The sequence below is a fragment of the Paraburkholderia sp. CHISQ3 genome (genome assembly GCF_030464945.1).
GTDB lineage: Bacteria > Pseudomonadota > Gammaproteobacteria > Burkholderiales > Burkholderiaceae > Paraburkholderia > Paraburkholderia megapolitana.
Window position 1 is genome coordinate 229,644 of the sequence record NZ_JALPRG010000005.1, and the last position, 15,495, is coordinate 245,138.

At 63.4% G+C, this 15,495-nt stretch carries 16 protein-coding genes; 6 read left to right on the top strand and 10 right to left on the bottom strand.

Annotated elements, in window-relative coordinates; genetic code table 11:
• Positions 1-20: 20 nt before the first annotated feature.
• From M0D65_RS13740 to M0D65_RS13750, 3 genes are all read right to left on the bottom strand, one after another.
• The gene (locus M0D65_RS13740) at positions 21-1,163 is read right to left on the bottom strand and encodes a porin (RefSeq protein ID WP_266253158.1); all 1,143 of its coding nucleotides are present in this window, start codon (positions 1,161-1,163) and stop codon (positions 21-23) included.
• Positions 1,164-1,209: 46 nt separating this feature from the next.
• Positions 1,210-2,592, bottom strand: coding sequence for an MFS transporter (locus M0D65_RS13745; protein ID WP_266253159.1), 1,383 nt, complete (start codon positions 2,590-2,592; stop codon positions 1,210-1,212).
• A 63-nt stretch (positions 2,593-2,655) separates the two neighbouring features.
• A complete protein-coding gene (locus tag M0D65_RS13750) occupies positions 2,656-4,356 on the bottom strand; it encodes an FAD-dependent monooxygenase (protein ID WP_266253160.1) in 1,701 nt (566 codons plus the stop codon).
• 100 nt (positions 4,357-4,456) lie between these two features.
• On the opposite strand from M0D65_RS13750, the gene M0D65_RS13755 reads away from it, so the two are divergent.
• The 3 genes from M0D65_RS13755 to M0D65_RS13765 all read left to right on the top strand — a co-directional run bounded on the left by M0D65_RS13755 (position 4,457) and on the right by M0D65_RS13765 (position 7,719).
• The gene (locus tag M0D65_RS13755) at positions 4,457-5,383 is read left to right on the top strand and encodes a LysR substrate-binding domain-containing protein (RefSeq protein ID WP_245811352.1); all 927 of its coding nucleotides are present in this window, start codon (positions 4,457-4,459) and stop codon (positions 5,381-5,383) included.
• A gap of 93 nt (positions 5,384-5,476) precedes the next feature.
• A complete protein-coding gene (locus M0D65_RS13760; protein WP_266253161.1) occupies positions 5,477-6,778 on the top strand; it encodes a UDP-N-acetylglucosamine 1-carboxyvinyltransferase in 1,302 nt (433 codons plus the stop codon).
• Positions 6,779-6,828: 50 nt separating this feature from the next.
• Positions 6,829-7,719, top strand: a complete 891-nt coding sequence (locus M0D65_RS13765; RefSeq protein ID WP_266253162.1) for an MBL fold metallo-hydrolase — start codon at positions 6,829-6,831, stop codon at positions 7,717-7,719.
• A 34-nt stretch (positions 7,720-7,753) separates the two neighbouring features.
• Here the strand turns inward: M0D65_RS13765 and M0D65_RS33120 are convergent, their stop codons facing one another.
• A complete protein-coding gene (locus M0D65_RS33120; protein WP_308076667.1) occupies positions 7,754-7,912 on the bottom strand; it encodes a MazE protein in 159 nt (52 codons plus the stop codon).
• A gap of 137 nt (positions 7,913-8,049) precedes the next feature.
• Between M0D65_RS33120 and shiA the strand changes: the two genes are divergently transcribed.
• Positions 8,050-9,378: a shikimate transporter gene (gene shiA, locus M0D65_RS13770; protein WP_266253163.1), complete on the top strand. Its 1,329-nt coding sequence runs from the start codon at positions 8,050-8,052 to the stop codon at positions 9,376-9,378.
• 70 nt (positions 9,379-9,448) lie between these two features.
• Here shiA and M0D65_RS13775 read toward each other — a convergent pair whose 3' ends face one another.
• The 3 genes from M0D65_RS13775 to pcaQ all read right to left on the bottom strand — a co-directional run bounded on the left by M0D65_RS13775 (position 9,449) and on the right by pcaQ (position 12,412).
• Positions 9,449-10,210 carry an ABC transporter permease gene (locus M0D65_RS13775; protein ID WP_266253164.1) on the bottom strand — a complete coding sequence of 254 codons (762 nt, stop codon included), beginning with the start codon at positions 10,208-10,210 and terminating at the stop codon, positions 9,449-9,451.
• Positions 10,207-11,241, bottom strand: coding sequence for an ABC transporter ATP-binding protein (locus tag M0D65_RS13780; protein ID WP_266253165.1), 1,035 nt, complete (start codon positions 11,239-11,241; stop codon positions 10,207-10,209). Before M0D65_RS13780 ends, M0D65_RS13775 begins: the two co-directional genes overlap by 4 nt.
• Before the next feature lie 175 nt (positions 11,242-11,416).
• Positions 11,417-12,412 carry a pca operon transcription factor PcaQ gene (pcaQ, locus tag M0D65_RS13785; protein WP_266253166.1) on the bottom strand — a complete coding sequence of 332 codons (996 nt, stop codon included), beginning with the start codon at positions 12,410-12,412 and terminating at the stop codon, positions 11,417-11,419.
• A 111-nt stretch (positions 12,413-12,523) separates the two neighbouring features.
• Between pcaQ and pcaH the strand changes: the two genes are divergently transcribed.
• Complete coding sequence (gene pcaH, locus M0D65_RS13790; protein ID WP_266253167.1) at positions 12,524-13,228, top strand: protocatechuate 3,4-dioxygenase subunit beta; 705 nt, start codon at positions 12,524-12,526, stop codon at positions 13,226-13,228.
• A gap of 2 nt (positions 13,229-13,230) precedes the next feature.
• Positions 13,231-13,821 carry a protocatechuate 3,4-dioxygenase subunit alpha gene (pcaG, locus tag M0D65_RS13795; protein WP_266253168.1) on the top strand — a complete coding sequence of 197 codons (591 nt, stop codon included), beginning with the start codon at positions 13,231-13,233 and terminating at the stop codon, positions 13,819-13,821.
• Positions 13,822-13,929: 108 nt separating this feature from the next.
• Here pcaG and M0D65_RS13800 read toward each other — a convergent pair whose 3' ends face one another.
• Genes M0D65_RS13800 through M0D65_RS13810 form a run of 3 tightly spaced genes read right to left on the bottom strand, consistent with a single transcriptional unit; the run spans position 13,930 to position 15,489 of the window.
• A complete protein-coding gene (locus M0D65_RS13800) occupies positions 13,930-14,247 on the bottom strand; it encodes a gamma-butyrobetaine hydroxylase-like domain-containing protein (RefSeq protein ID WP_266253169.1) in 318 nt (105 codons plus the stop codon).
• On the bottom strand, positions 14,244-15,242 hold the full coding sequence (locus M0D65_RS13805; RefSeq protein ID WP_266253170.1) for a HEAT repeat domain-containing protein: 999 nt from the start codon (positions 15,240-15,242) through the stop codon (positions 14,244-14,246). The genes M0D65_RS13800 and M0D65_RS13805 overlap by 4 nt, the downstream gene beginning before the upstream one ends.
• A gap of 1 nt (position 15,243) precedes the next feature.
• The gene (locus M0D65_RS13810; RefSeq protein WP_096726158.1) at positions 15,244-15,489 is read right to left on the bottom strand and encodes a ferredoxin family protein; all 246 of its coding nucleotides are present in this window, start codon (positions 15,487-15,489) and stop codon (positions 15,244-15,246) included.
• Positions 15,490-15,495 lie beyond the last annotated feature (6 nt).

A 15,495-nucleotide genomic window follows, 5' to 3' on the forward strand; every position in this document is an offset into this window, starting at 1 on the left:
GGTTCTCCCTATCGATGGAATCAGAAGCTGTGTCGAATGCCTGCCATTACGCCGAGTTGCCCAATGCCCGCCGCCGGTGTCGCGCCGGGACCACCCTGGCTCAATGTGTACTTCGCTTTGGCGCTGTTGAAGAGATAGCCGCTCTGCAGATATACCGCCGTCGCTTTCGACAGCAGATAGGTGCCGCGCAGCGTCGCAATCGTGCCGCGCGTGTCCTGCTGCGAATCGATCGTCCGGTACGCTCCGCCGTCGATGATGGCGGCCGGCGTGACGAAGTAGCTCGCAGTCACGTACCAGATGTCGGTATGAACGCCCGGCACAGCAGGCGATACGGTCTCGACGTGACGGCCAAGCCAGCCCGCACCGACCTTGAACGAGCCAAGCTTGTAGTAGCCGTTGAGTTGCATTCGCACGTCCTTGTCGCCGCTCGCCGTCAGCGGCAATGGCGCAGCGCCGTTGAACAGGTTGGCCGCCGCGCCGGGGCCGCCGCGCTGCTCGTCATAGGCACTCGCCACGCCGAAGTTATCGCCGTCGTAGCGCAGCATCACGGACCACTGGCGACAGGCCTGCGCATTGCCCGGCAACGAACCCGCGCAGGTGCCCTGCCCCGGCGAATTGCCCGTGCCCGCCGAATCGCGTCCAAACGACCACGTCGCCCCGGCGGTCAATCCCGCAAACGTACCCTTGTACGCAATCGTGTTGTCGCTGCGAGCGTTGGGCACGTACGCATCGAGCGAACCGACACCACCGTAGATGTCGGGGCCGAGAATGTCGGAATCGACGATCGCCCAGTACGTCATCGTGTACTGACGCCCGAATGTCAGTGCACCGTACGGGCTCGACAGACCGACCCACGCCTGACGACCGAACAGCCGTCCTCCCTGATTGATGTCGCCGGCCCGCGGGTTAAAGCCGTCTTCGAGGGTGAAAATCGCGGCCAGCCCGCCGCCGAGATCTTCTCTCCCGCGAAGTCCCCAGCGCGAAGGCATCGAGCCGGTGATGCCGGGCATGCGCACGATCCGGTCGCCTGCTGCGTCGGCGTGCGTGACCATCTCAATTCCTGTGTCCAGAATGCCGTACAGCGTGACGCTGCTTTGTGCCGAGGCGATGCCCAGATGCAGACCGGCGGCAAGCCCGGCCAACGACAACACGCGTAGTTTCATGTCTCCCCTCCTTTTGTTTTTCGTGGTGAATCAACCGATCTGCGAATCAATGACCCGATGACGTTGCTGGCGTTGCAGCCGGCGCGCGTTCATCGAGACTGCGCCGCGGATAGAGCCGACCGGCGATGACCATCGCTGCGCCGGCCAGCACGACGGGCACCGCGAACGCGATGAATGCCGGCTCCACCCGGCCGAACCACGCGAGAATCACGCCGCCTGTCATCGAGCCGAAGATCGATCCGATACGGCCGACGCCGAGTGCCCAGCTCACACCCGTGGCGCGCGCGGCCGTGGTGTAGAAGCCGGCGACTAGCACGTTCGCCGCAGTCTGCGCGCCGGACAGGCCATATCCGGCGACGAACACCGAGCAATAGATCAGCGACGGCAGATGGATTGACACGCCGATCGCAGCGATCGCCACGGCCGCGATCGCATACGACGCGGCGAGCACCAGAAACGGATTGCGACGGTCCATCAGACGCGCATTGATGAGCGAGCCGATCGTGCCACCGAGCGGCATCATCGCGACCACGCGGGCGGCGTGAACCGGGTCGATCCCGGCGCTAGTGATGACTAGCGGCAACCAGCTACTGATCTGGTAGTAGACCCACAGCGTGCAGAAGAACGCGAGCCATAGCAGCGCTGTGCCGGCGCGATATTGCGCGCTGAACAGCAGACCGATGACACGCTCGCGAGGTGTATCGCCGGCCTTTGTGTGCGTGCCTTGCAGAAGCGCATGTGCCGCTTCACCGAGACGCTGCGCCACCCGTTGTGCTTCACGCGCGTAGCGTGGCTTGCCCGCCATGAAGCGCAACGACTCAGGCAGCCAGAGCCAGATGCACGGCGCCAGCACCAGCGGAAACAGGCCGCCGAATGCGAACACCCCCTGCCAGCCAAACGACGGAATCAGCACCGACGCCACCGCACCGCCGAACGCGAGCCCGAGCGTAAAGCCGCAGAACATCAGCGTGACGAGCAGCGCGCGGTTTCGCGGCGGTGCGAATTCGGACGACAGCGTGATCGCGTTCGGCATCGCGCCGCCAAGTCCTGCACCGGTCAGGAAGCGCAGCACGATCAGCCAGCCCGCCGATGGCGCAGCCGCACACGCCAGGCTGCCCGCGCCGAATAGCAGCAACGACAGCGCGATTACGCGCTTGCGTCCGATCTTGTCCGCGAGCGGACCGAACACGAAACTGCCGACCGCGAGGCCGAACAGACCCGCGCCAAAGATCGGCCCCAACGCTGCCGGCGTCAGCGACCACATCTTCCTGAGCAGCGGCGCGACATAGCTAACGCTCGCGACATCGAAACCATCGGCGGCTACCACGAGGAAGCACAGTACGAGTGTCACGATCTGGATAGCCGTCGGCCGACCGGTGTCCGCCCGCGCGGCCTCCCCCGACGTTGCCGACGTTGCGTTCGCGTGCATGAATGTCTCCGATGATTGTTATGGGCGATACGTCCGGCACCGCCTGCTGCGACGCATGCCTGTTCAGGCCGCGGGTCGTTGCGCGATCGACGGTGCGGTGTCAGCCGCGTGTTCGTTACGACCGAGCACACGATCCAGGGCGATTTGCAGATGTTCTTCGAGCGCGTCGCCGCGCCATGCGATATGCAGGTCGGGCCTGATCAGCACGTAATTCGCGCTATAGAGCGCCTTCACCTGCGGATCGTCGGTGCACACGACGCTCAGCGCGGCATGCGTCAGGCGCGCGGCATCGACCGTGCGCTGATCCTGTGCCGTCAGCGCGCGCGCGCCCGTGCACAGCAACGTGAAGCCGGCGCCGAAACAGTCGTAAAGCGACGTGTCGGCGATCCACACATGCGGCGCGCGATGTCCGGCACGCGCGCAGGGCGCGTACAGATTCGGATTGTCGGGAGGTGGCACGCCGTCTTCGGGTGTCGTCAGTGGCGAGCTTTCGTAGCGCGTGCCGAGGTGGACACCGGGAATCGCGAACTCGAAGCTCGCATGAAACTGCAGATAGTCGCCCAGTGCATCGCGCGATGCAGCGCCGGCGGCGTCGTCATCGAGCAGGTTTGCCGGCACCGACACGTGGCCGATACTGTCGGCGAACGCGCGTGCAAATGCAGTATTGCGCAACGCGACTGGCCGGCGCTCCGCGTCATAACTGTCGATCAACCTTTCGCCGCCTTCGCCGCGCATCGCAAGCTCGATTTTCCACGCGAGATTCGCCGCGTCGTCGATGCCGGTGTTGTAGCCGAGGCCGCCCGTCGGCGTGAACAGGTGCGCAGCATCGCCCGCGAGCAACGCATTGCCCGCTGCGAATCGATCGGCAACCAGCGTATAGCCCGCGGTCCAGCGCGACGTGCTGCGGATCTCGAACGGCACTTCCGCGCCGATCGCCTCGCGAATGCGCGAGCGAATCGCCTCGGCATCGGCACTCTCGCCCTCGCGCGCCTGAACGTTGATGATGAAATGACCTTTGCCGTCGACGGCGATCATCAGCGCGCGCTGCTTCGGCGTGAAAGTCCAGTACTGCCACGCCGGCGCATGCGGCGACACGCGATACAGATCGGGGGCATAAAAGTAGACGGCGTCCATCAGGCCGCCCATGAACTCGCGCTTCTCACCGGCGACGCCGCTATAGCGGATGTCCAGCGTCTTGCGCACGAAGCTGCGCGGACCGTCGCAGCCCACCAGATAGCGGCCGCGTACCCGACGCGGAGAGGCTTCGGCGCCGTCGATGGTGTCGACCACGGTCGCCGTCACCGAATCGGCGCCTTGTACGAAGTCGACGACGCGTGCGCTGAAATGCACCTTCACCGTCGAACAGGCGCGCGCCGCATCCAGCAGTACAGGCTCGACATACAGTTGCGAGCAGCGATGCGGCGGCTCGGGCGTCGGCCACGTGAACGCGTGCAACTGCGCCCAACGCTCGGCTTCGCCTGACGGCGGTTGATGCAGGCGCGCGAGTTCGTGACCGGTGATGCTGGTGAAGTAGGCGACATCGGGGGCGTAGTCCGTCGGCAAGCCGAGCGAGCGGATCCTCTTCGATACGCCGATGCGCCGGAAATGCTCCATCGTCCGCGCGCTATTTGCGTTGGCGGCCGGATGCCGGCTGGTTCCGTCACGCGCTTCGAAAAGTTCGACGCGCACGCCGCGCTGCCCGAGTGCAGCCGCGAGATACAGACCGACTGGGCCTCCGCCAACAATGATGACATCGCAATCCATCTGATTCCTGTCTCCTGGGTTTCATGCTTTGCGCCAAAGATAGTGCGGATACCTCTATAAATCCATACAATGAAATTCATATCGAAAATGAATTGAGTTCATGATGACGACCCGCGACCTTAACTTCCTTTTTGTGCTTCAGGCGCTGGGCAAGGAGCGCAGCGTGTCGCGCGCCGCGCAGCGGCTTGGCATTACGCAACCTGCTGTGAGTCACGCACTGGGGAAACTACGGACGACGTTCCAGGACGATCTGTTCGTCCGCGCCGGCAGCGAAATGGCGCCGACGCAGATCGGCGAACGTTTGATCGAGGGCGTGGACCGTGTGCTGGCCGTGGTGGAGGAAGAGATCTGGAGCAACGTCGCATTCGATCCAGCGACGACGCGTCGGACGTTCTCCGTCTGTCTCAGCGACATGGGTGTGATCGTGTTGCTGCCACGGCTGCTCGCCGCGATCAAGCAACAGGCGCCGCTCGCGACGCTCAAGCCGATCCAGTTGCCATCGCTCGAACTGGCGGGCGCCTTGCAGGACGGCAAGATCGATCTGGCGATCGGCTACCTCGGCAGGCTGGGCGATAGCCTGCATCAGCAACCGCTGTTCGAGCGGTCGCTGGTCGGCATCGTGCGCGGTGGCAAGTCGCGGCGGCGCGTATCGTTGACGCTGCAGCAGTTCGTCGAAGCGGAGCATGTCGTCTCGGGCACGCTCGCGATCACGAACCAGTTGCTGGAGAAGGAATTACGCCGGCATGGCGCGCGGCTACACGTCGGTGTTGAGGTACCGTATCTGCTGGCGGTGCCGAGTCTTGTCGCGACGTCCGATCTGATTGCCGCGGTTCCGGACGAACTCGCGGAATTGTTCTCCAAAATGGCCGACGTCGACGTGTTCCAGTTGCCGATCAGCTTGCCCGACCTGACCGTGCAGCAATTCTGGCACGCACGACGACACAACGATGCGGGCCATCGATGGTTCAGGTCGCTGGTCGCGCAGACCTTGCGACAGGAGAAGAAGCGGCCCGCGCATTCGCGATGATCTTTGCGAAGACGCCGGGTGATTTGCAGCGACTTTCCCGCTGCGATGGCATGATATCGGCCTCACGTCCTCATTTCCCGAACCGTCTCCACCATGTCCAATCTGATCGTCCACGGCGGCGCCCCGCTACGCGGGGAAATCACGCCATCCGCCAACAAGAACGCTGTCCTGCCGATCCTTTGCGCCACGCTGCTCACCGATCAACCTGTGCGCCTGATCGGCGTACCCGATATCACCGATGTCAGAAAGATTCTCGACATCTTCCGCACGCTCGGCAGCGCGGTGTCGGTGGATTTTTCGAGCGGCATCCTCGACCTGCATCACAGCGCGACCACCTTCGATCCGGCAACACACAGGCTGCCCGAAGAGATGCGCTCATCGATCATGCTGGTACCGCCGCTGCTGGCGCGTTTCGGCGTGGCACGGCTCGAGAGCGATGTGAAGGGCTGCACGCTCGGCGTGCGCGAGATCGACCCGCACGTCGAAGTGTTCGAACGATTCGGTGCGCGGGTGGAACGCACCGGCGATTCATTGCTCGTGCATAACGAACAGCGCATGGCCGCCAACGATCACTGGCTGGACTACGCATCGGTTACCACGACCGAGAACTTCGCGCTGTGCGCGGCCGCCGCCGAAGGAACATCGACGCTCGTCAACGCGGCATCGGAACCTCACGTGCAGGAGTTCTGCCGCTTTCTCGCCATGCTTGGCGTCGGCATTGAAGGCATCGGTACGTCGCGGCTCAGCGTGACGGGCGGCCGACGGTTTGGCGGCGGCGAGTTTCGCTTCAGCGAGGACTTCCACGAGATCGCCACGTTTCTCGCGCTCGGTGCGATCACCGGCGGCGATATCGTGGTCAAAAACTCCGCCCCCGAGCAGTTCCCGCTGATCGATAGAACATTCGCGAAGTTCGGTGTCACCGTCGAGCATCGTGACGGCTGGTCGCGTGCGCTGAGCAACGGTCCGCTGCGGGTACGCCGACCGTTCACGCAGAATATTCTCACCAAGGTCGAGGCCGCGCCGTGGCCTTATCTCCCGGTCGACCTGCTGCCGATCTTCGTCGCGCTCGGCGTGAAAGCCGAGGGTAGCGCGATGTTCTGGAACAAGGTCTACGACGGCGCGATGGGCTGGACCAGCGAGCTGTCGAAGTTCGGTGCGCATGTGTTCCTATCCGACCCGCACCGGCTGATCACGTTCGGCGGCCTTGCTTTGAGCCCGGCGCGCGTCGAGAGTCCGTACATTATTCGCGTGGCGATTGCGTTGCTGATGGTTGCGGCCAGTATCGAAGGACGCTCCGAGATCATGAATGCGCTGCCGATCCGGCGAGCGCATCCGCGTTTTGTCGAGAACCTGCGCTCGATCGGCGCAAATGTCGAATGGACTAGCAGCGAGTGAATGTCGTGCGAGCTTGAATGGCACGGACTGGACATGAACCGGAGATACGCATGCTAAGGAACGTAGTCGGTAAGGTCGGCAACATCGAGATCTGTCGAATTCTCGACAGTTATCTGCTTGGCGAAACGATGCAGTCATGGTTCCCGGACTTCGATCGCGAGGCAGTCAGGGCTCACGAACACTGGCTATGTCCGACGCACTACAACCCGGAGAGCGGTCACTTTGCCATGCCGGTGCATAGCTGGCTGCTCAGGGTGGGAAGCTATAACGTCCTGATCGACACGTGTATGGGAAACCACAAGTCGCGGCCTGGCATTGGGGAAATGCACATGCTCGAGAATCGCTATCTCGAGCGCATGGCGGACTGCGGTGTGAGCCCGGAAGATATCGATTTTGTGCTCTGTACGCATCTGCACGTGGATCACGTCGGCTGGAACACGCGGCTCGCCAACGGTCGTTGGGTACCCACGTTTCCAAACGCGAAGTACGTTATTTCCCGGACCGAGTTCGAGGCTGCAAAAGAAGAAGCCGCTAATCCAGGCAGTCCCCCGTTTCTCAAAGCGGTATTCGAGGATTCAATCTTTCCGATTGTCGAAGCGGGCAAGGCTTACTTTGTCGACGACGTGCAGGAGTTTGTCGACTGCCTCACCTTACGTCCCGCGCCGGGTCATTCGCCTGGCCACGTGCGCATCGAGTTGAACTCTCAGGGCGAGCGCGGTGTGTTCTCGGGCGACATCATGCATTCGCCGGTGCAGGTGCCGTTCTGGAACTGGAGCAGCAGAGTGTGCTGGGACAAGGCAATGTCGGCGAAATCGCGTCGCGAGCTGCTGGAGTTCTGTGCGTCCGAGAATGTGTTGCTGCTGCCGGCGCACTTTGAAACGCCCTATGTTGGGCGGATCAAGCGCTCCGGGGAATCGTTTGCGATTGATTTTGGGTGGTGAAATAAACCGTCGCCTCGCTCGAACCAGACTCGCCTCACCGTGCTTCACGCCCCACCGGCCTGGCGTCACCCCATGCAGTCATGTCGCTCGGGAAAGGCGCTTTTGTGCTGCATTGGGCAACGAGGTCATCCAGCGAATACTTGCGACGGACCGTGGTCAGCAACACGCCATCCGGGCGTACGCTGACTCTCAGCGAACTGCCAGCTGCTGCTGATGGCCGGCATCGATACGCTGCATTACTCTACGCAACTGCGCCGCGACGCAGCGCGACCGTGAGTCTGGACGAAAGCACGGCGCGCTTGCTGGAACATCACATCAGGAGACCTCGCAATGCCCATCGCAGCTGGCCCTCAGCCTACGACAGACACCTCATCGGCGAACCCTGCCGGCACTCGCAACGAGGCGCGCAAGGCTGCGCTCGGCAGCTTTGTCGGTGCGGTCGTCGACTGGTATGACTTCCTGCTGTACGGCATCGTCGCCGCGCTCGTGTTCAATACCGAGTTCTTCCCGAAGGTCAGCCCCGCGATGGGCACGCTTGCCGCATTCGCGACGTTCGGTGTCGGTTTTCTGTTTCGTCCACTAGGCGGCTTCATCTTCGGCCACTATGGCGACCGGCTCGGCCGCAAGCGCATGCTGGTGGTAACGGTCGCGATGATGGGCCTGTCTACCGCCGCGATTGGGCTGTTACCGTCGTTCGCGAGCATCGGCTGGTGGGCGCCTGTGCTGCTCGTGACGCTGCGCGCGATCCAGGGCTTTGCCGTCGGCGGCGAATGGGGCGGTGCGGCGCTGATGGCCGTCGAAAGCGCGCCCGAGCGCAACAAGGCGTTTTACAGCAGCGGCGTGCAGGTCGGTTACGGCGTGGGGCTCGTGCTGTCGACTGGCCTTGTGTCGTTGATCAGCCGGTCGATGGACAATGCGTCGTTTATCGCGTGGGGCTGGCGTCTGCCGTTTCTGTTCAGTGTGCTGCTCGTGCTGGTCGCACTATGGATCCGCTCGAGCATGGCCGAGTCGCGCGAGTTCGTCGAGAAGGTCGGCGAGCACGGCGAGCGACGGCTGCGCGCGCCGATCGTCGAAGCGCTGCTGCGCCATCCGAAGGCGTTCCTGCTGATCATCGCGCTGCGTCTCGCGGAGCTGTTCACGATGTATATCGTCACCGCGTTCGCACTGAACTATTCGACAGCGAATCTCGGCATGCCGCGCGAGTTCTTTCTTGGCATCGGGCTGCTGGTGGGCGCGCTGAGTTGCGTGACGATTCCGTGTTTTGCGTGGCTCGCGGATCGCTTCGGCCGCCGGCGCATCTATATGCTCGGCGCGACGCTCGGCGTGCTCGGCGCAGTGCCGTTCTTCGTCGCGCTCGATGCGCGCTCGACGGTCTGGATCGTGGTGTTTGCCGTGCTGCTGGCGAACGTCGCACACGACATGGTCGTGAGCGTGCAGCAACCGATGTTCACCGAACTGTTCGGCACCGAGTATCGCTATAGCGGCGCGGGCGTTGGATATCAGGTGGCGAGTGTGGTGGGCGGCGGCTTCACGCCGTTCATCGCGGTCGCGCTAGTGAATCTGGCAGGCGGCTCGTGGCATCCGGTCGCGGCCTACCTTGGTGTGGGCTGTCTGATCTCGTTGCTTGTTGCGGCTCGCATGAAGACTGGGCGTACCTGAAGGTCGTTCGAAGCGGTACGGCACAGGGCGGCGCGGTCGAACAACAACCGCTTGCCGCCATAAACATCGCTCAGGTCTTGAGCCGATAGCCCGTCTTGAAGATCCACGCGACAACCGCCATCAGCACCGCAAGAAACACCACCGTCATACCGAGACTCACGCCGACATGCACGTCGGCCAGACCGTAGAAGCTCCAGCGAAACCCGCTGACCAGATAGACGATCGGATTGAACAGCGTGACGATGCGCCAGAACGGCGGCAACATATCGACGGAGTAGAAGCTGCCGCCGAGAAACGTCAGCGGCGTGATGATCAACAGCGGCACCAGTTGCAATTTCTCGAAGCCGTCCGCCCAGATCCCGATGATGAAACCGAACAGGCTGAACGTCACCGCCGTCAGCACGAGAAACAGGATCATCCAGAACGGGTGCAGGATCTGCAGCGGCACGAAGAGTGCCGCAGTCGCGAGAATGATCAGCCCGAGGATGATCGATTTGGTTGCGGCCGCACCGACATAGCTGATAGCGATCTCCGCATATGACACCGGCGCGGACAGCAACTCGTAGATGGTGCCGGTGAAGCGCGGAAAGTAGATGCCGAACGACGCGTTCGAAATGCTCTGCGAAAGCAGCGACAACATGACGAGTCCAGGCACGATAAACGAGCCGTAGCTGATGCCGCCCACCTGGCTGATACGCGAACCGATCGCCGAACCGAACACGACGAAATAGAGCGACGTCGAGATGACCGGCGCGATGATGCTCTGCATCACCGTGCGCCAGGTGCGCGCCATTTCGAAGCGGTAAATCGCGCGCATTGCGTGGATGTTCATGATGTACTGCCTTTATCGTTGTCGTCCGACGCGTCGCCGCTCGTACCGTTCGTGCCGTTGCGGCCGCCCTTCAGAAGCCCGACGAAGATGTCTTCCAGCGAACTCTGCGTCGTCTGCAGATCCTTGAAGCGGATCCCCGCATCGCTCAGCGCGTTGAGCAGCGCGACGATGCTCGTGCTGCGCTCGACCGGCCGATCATCACCGACCTGGCCCGCCTGGGTGGCGTGTTCGTCGTGGGTGTCGTAGGTGTACACGAGTTCGCTGCCGTTGCCCGACAACTCGAGGCGATAGTCGGCGAGCTGCGCGGGCACGGTAGTCAGCGGACTTTCGAGTTGCACGGTCAGCTGCTTCTTGCCGAGCTTGCGCATCAGTTCGGCTTTGTCCTCGACCAGCATGATCTCGCCGCCGTTGATCACGCCGATCCGGTCAGCCATCTCTTCGGCTTCGTCGATATAGTGCGTCGTCAGGATGACCGTCACGCCGCTCGTGCTGAGGCCCCGCACGAGATTCCACATGTCGCGACGCAGTTCGACGTCGACGCCCGCGGTTGGCTCGTCGAGAAAGAGAATCTGCGGCTCGTGCGACAGTGCCTTGGCGATCAGCACGCGCCGTTTCATGCCGCCCGACAGCGTCATGATCTTGTTATTGCGCTTGTCCCACAGCGACAGGTCCTTCAGCACCTTTTCGATGTACGCCGGGTTCGCGGGCTTGCCGAACAGGCCCCGACTAAACGACACGGTTGCCCAGACGGTCTCGAACGAATCGGTAGTCAATTCCTGCGGCACGAGGCCGATCATCGAGCGGGCCGCGCGGTACGACGTATGGATGTCGTGGCCGGCCACTGTGATGGTGCCTTCGGTCGGCCGGACAATGCCGCAGATCGTACTGATCAGCGTCGTCTTGCCGGCCCCGTTCGGGCCGAGCAGCGCGAAGATCTCGCCGCGCCGGATCGCGAGGTTGATCTGTTTGAGTGCGTGGAATCCGGACGCGTAGGTTTTCGAGAGATTCGAAACGGATAGGATCGTTTGCATGCCCGCGACGATAGCAGAAAGTCGCCGTTTTCGTGGAGGAGCCCGGCGCGATCACGGCGCGATGGCCGTTGCGGCGGAATTGGGAGCGCGATGCGGGCGTTCGGCGATGTTTGCTCGAAGCGATGGCCCCGCACCCTGTGGGCCTATTAGGCCTATCTACCCGCAACGCAGAATGTCAATCCGCCGCGTTCCCCCGCCTGCCTCCCGCCTTGCGTCCGCGCTTTGATGACGCGCCGCCGGGCGCCGCCAGCCGCTCCCGCGCCACCGCCCGCACCGCGTCGAGCAGCGCCCGCCCGGCCGGCGACGGCTGCGAGTCCGCGCGCAGGATCAGTCCGACCGGCTCGTCGGTACCGGCAAACGGCAGGGGCAAGCGCACCAGCACGCCGTGCGCCAGTTCGTACTCGACTGCGCCGATCGGGACGAACCAGACGGCGTCGTTGGCGAGCGCCAGCGCACGCCCCACCGACACCGACAGCACCTCGACGAACGACGACAGCGGCGGCACACCCCACACTGTCAGCAGGCTTTCCGCGGACTGGCGGATGATCGTGCCGTACGGCGGCAGCACCACCGGGTAGTCGAGCAATGCGGCGGCCGGCATGGCGCTCTTCGCCATCGGATGTCCGGCGCGCACCACGGCGGCGAGCGGCTCGCCGTACAGTTGCTCAAAGCTCAGACCGACCATCCGCTCCGGGTCGGCCAGCCGCCCGACGGCGAATTCGATGGCCCCTGCTTTTAATTGCTCGAGCAGATCGCCGTTTGCGGCGGTGGCAAGCTGCACGACCACCTGCGGCCACTGTGCCGCGAAACGCCGCAACACCGGCGGCACCAGCGAAGGCGCAACGGTCGGCAGCATGCCCACCGCGAGCGTTGCCGTTATCGCACCCTGCGTGCCCGCCAGCAGGTCGACGCCCTGCCGCAGCGCGCTCAGACACGCGCTGGCATGCGGCAGAAACAGCTGTGCTTCGCGGGTCGGCACGGCACCGTGACGACCGCGCTCGAACAGCTTCACATCGAGAATCGCCTCGAGTTCGGCCACCGTCTTCGACACGGCGGGTTGCGTCACGGACAGGCTCTCGGCTGCCTTCTGCACGCTGCCGAACTGCGCGACAGCCAGAAAGCACTGCAGATGGCGAAATTTGACGCGGTTGTCAGCAAGGCTACGTTGCATAACGGATGGTTATACGAAACACTAGAAAACGTCATTTTGCATAACTTCTCGGATTAGATAAAGTCGCGTCATACGCTGCGCCCCCTATACATCCCTCAACGGAGACACCCGATGGACAACTCCATCCTCACTCCACGCGACTTCGCATCGCACCCCGCCTATATCGAGCCTGGCTACCGCTCGTCGGTGAAACGCGGCCCATTGCGCCCGTTGATCCCGCTGAAGGAGCGACTACGCGACCAGCACGTGCCGGTTTACGGTGCGGAAGACCTCGGCGCACTCGACCACGACCTGACGCGCAACGCCGTGGTGAACGGCGCACCGCTCGGCGAACGCATCATCGTGACCGGCCGCGTACTCGACGAGAACGCGCGGCCGGTGCGCAACACACTGGTCGAAATCTGGCAGGCAAACGCAACGGGCCGCTATGTGCACAAGTCCGACCAGCACGACGCCCCGCTCGATCCGAACTTTCTCGGCGCGGGCCGCTGTCTGACCGACAACGAGGGCCGTTATCGCTTCCTCACAATCAAACCAGGCGCATACCCGTGGGGCAATCATCCGAACGCATGGCGGCCGAACCACATCCACTTCTCGCTGTTCGGCGACTACTTCGGCTCGCGCCTCGTCACGCAGATGTATTTCCCCGGCGACCCGCTGCTCGCACTCGATCCGATCTACCAGGGCACGCCCGCCGATGCGCGCGAGCGCCTCATCTCGCGTTTCTCGCTCGATGTGACCGAAGAAGGTTTCGCGCTCGGCTATGAGTTCGACATCGTGCTGCGCGGCCGCAACGACACCCCGATGGAGCGCTGAACATGACGACGCTCAAACAAACACCGTCGCAAACAGTCGGCCCGTATTTCGCCTACGGACTCTGCCCGCAGCAATACGACTTCGACTTCAGAAGCCTGTTCACTGCAACGCTCGCCGATCGCGAAGCGAAGGGCGAGCACATCACGATCGTGGGTCGGGTGTTCGACGGCAATGGCGAGGCGATCTTCGATGCGATGCTTGAACTCTCGCAGGTGGATAGCGAAGGCCGCTATCCGGCGTCGCGGGAGGAATGTTCGGCGAGCGGGTTTCGCGGCTTTGCGCGCGTGGGTACCGGGACCGATCCGCAGCGGCGCTTTATCGTCGATACCGTGAAGCCGGGCCGCGTGTCGGCGGATGAAGCGCCACATCTGAATGTGGTCGTGACGATGCGCGGCATGCTGCTGCACACGTTCACGCGGATCTATTTCGATGACGAGGCGGCAGCCAATGAGCGCGATGCAGTACTCGCAACGGTACCGGCCGAACGTCGCGCCACGCTCATCGCGCGACGCGAGCCTGGAACAGGAAACGCCGTCTATCGCTTCGACATCCATATGCAAGGCGAAAACGAAACCGTGTTTTTCGATCTCTGAAGCAGTGATTCCGTGCCGAGTCGATTACTTTCACGAGGCTTTCACACTGAGTGACTACGATCCTGCATGCGATGAACTCGCGAAACTCCGGTAACAGTTCGGCCCGCTTCATGCGGGTCTTTTTTCGCCTGTATCAACGCGTTGGTTCGTAACAAGCGTCTCCAGATACGCCCACGGAAAAATGCCTTGCGCGTGGCCGTCGCTGAATACGATCTGCACGCCATAGCCCATCGGTTGCACGTCGACGATGGCGATATCTTTGGTCGCGGGTACCACAGTGCCCGCGAGACGCACACGTCGACAGGTCGAACACGGGCACGCCGTTCGCAACACCGCATGATCGAGCGTCTGCACGCGTGCAGCGTCCCATCGCAGCGTCAACGTGCGCGCGGCCGCATCGACGGCCACCTGTTGCGGTACGTTCACCGCTGCACCCCGTCGATCTGCGCCAGCGCAATCCGCGCCGCCTTGCGTACCTCGGGGTCGGCATCGGCGGCAGCAGCTTCAAGCGCCGGCCGCGCCTGTGCGTCACCGAGTTCGCCGAGTGCCAGCGCCGCCTCCTTGCGCAGATTGCTGATCGCGTGCGTCAGCAAGCCGGCCACCGGCTCGACCGCGCGAACGTCGTGCAGCCTGCCGAGCGCGCGCACCGCCTGCAAACGCACTTGCCAGTACGCGTCATCGAGTGCCGCGAGCAGTGCATTGCACGCATCCGCCGCGGCCAGCTTGCCTAGCGTGGTCGCGGCTGCTTCGCGCACCTGCCACGCGTCGTCGCGTAACGCACTCAGCAGTGCATCGACCGTTTGCGCGTCCGCGGCGCTTGCCAGACCGAGTGCGCCGGTTGCCGCGCGGCGCACCTCGGCATGTGAATCGCAAGTGACGAGCGCGGTAAGCGCTCCGAGCGCACTGCGATCCTTCAACCAGCCGAGCACGCTGACGGCTTCGAGACGCACAGCAGCTTCAGGCGCATTGAGCGCGGCAAGCGCCGGCTCGCGTGCGCCTGCATAGCGCAATTCACGCAGGGCGCGAAGCACGGCCGCACGCACGAGCGGCTCTGCGTGTCCGCTCCAGCGCGCGAGGATCGGCCCGGAGCGCACGTCCTTCAACTGCGAGAGACTCAGCGCGGCCGCGTCGCGCACAGCGGCGTCGGCATCGATCAGCGCGCGGCACAGCGCCTCGACCACGTCGTCGCGTTCCCACGCACCGAGCACCTGTGCCGCTTCCGCACGCACCTCGGATGCAGCGTCGTCGTGCAGCGTTGCCACGATCGGCGGCAATACGGCTTCGTCTTCGAGATCGGCGAGCGCGAGCAGCGCGATGCGGCGCACGGCCGCATCCGGCGATGCGAGGCGCGGTAGCAGTTGCGCCGCTTCGGGGTCGAGCGCGGCGGGATCGAAGGTGAGTGGTAGCGAGGAATCGGTCATGTCAGCGCAGCAGATAGGGAATCTCGACTTTCACTGCATTCGTCGGGCAGTCCTTCTCGCACGGCATGCAGTACCAGCATTCGTCGAACTTCATGTAGGCCTTGCCTTTAGTCATATCGATCGCGAGCAGATCGAGTGGGCAGACGTCGACGCAAACCGTGCAGCCTTTGTCGGCGATGCACAGGTCTTCGTCGATCGTGACGGGAGCAGCGCTGCGCTGAAAGATATCGTGGGGTGTCGTGGACATGGCTAG

Bases quoted from the DNA above. Each gene is read 5' to 3' on its own strand.
- M0D65_RS13740 (WP_266253158.1), bottom strand. From the start codon at position 1,163: ATGAAACTACGCGTGTTGTCGTTGGCCGGGCTTGCCGCCGGTCTGCAT.
- M0D65_RS13745 (WP_266253159.1), bottom strand. From the start codon at position 2,592: ATGCACGCGAACGCAACGTCGGCAACGTCGGGGGAGGCCGCGCGGGCG.
- M0D65_RS13750 (WP_266253160.1), bottom strand. From the start codon at position 4,356: ATGGATTGCGATGTCATCATTGTTGGCGGAGGCCCAGTCGGTCTGTAT.
- M0D65_RS13755 (WP_245811352.1), top strand. From the start codon at position 4,457: ATGATGACGACCCGCGACCTTAACTTCCTTTTTGTGCTTCAGGCGCTG.
- M0D65_RS13760 (WP_266253161.1), top strand. From the start codon at position 5,477: ATGTCCAATCTGATCGTCCACGGCGGCGCCCCGCTACGCGGGGAAATC.
- M0D65_RS13765 (WP_266253162.1), top strand. From the start codon at position 6,829: ATGCTAAGGAACGTAGTCGGTAAGGTCGGCAACATCGAGATCTGTCGA.
- shiA (WP_266253163.1), top strand. From the start codon at position 8,050: ATGCCCATCGCAGCTGGCCCTCAGCCTACGACAGACACCTCATCGGCG.
- M0D65_RS13775 (WP_266253164.1), bottom strand. From the start codon at position 10,210: ATGAACATCCACGCAATGCGCGCGATTTACCGCTTCGAAATGGCGCGC.
- M0D65_RS13780 (WP_266253165.1), bottom strand. From the start codon at position 11,241: ATGCAAACGATCCTATCCGTTTCGAATCTCTCGAAAACCTACGCGTCC.
- pcaQ (WP_266253166.1), bottom strand. From the start codon at position 12,412: ATGCAACGTAGCCTTGCTGACAACCGCGTCAAATTTCGCCATCTGCAG.
- pcaH (WP_266253167.1), top strand. From the start codon at position 12,524: ATGGACAACTCCATCCTCACTCCACGCGACTTCGCATCGCACCCCGCC.
- pcaG (WP_266253168.1), top strand. From the start codon at position 13,231: ATGACGACGCTCAAACAAACACCGTCGCAAACAGTCGGCCCGTATTTC.
- M0D65_RS13805 (WP_266253170.1), bottom strand. From the start codon at position 15,242: ATGACCGATTCCTCGCTACCACTCACCTTCGATCCCGCCGCGCTCGAC.
- M0D65_RS13810 (WP_096726158.1), bottom strand. From the start codon at position 15,489: ATGTCCACGACACCCCACGATATCTTTCAGCGCAGCGCTGCTCCCGTC.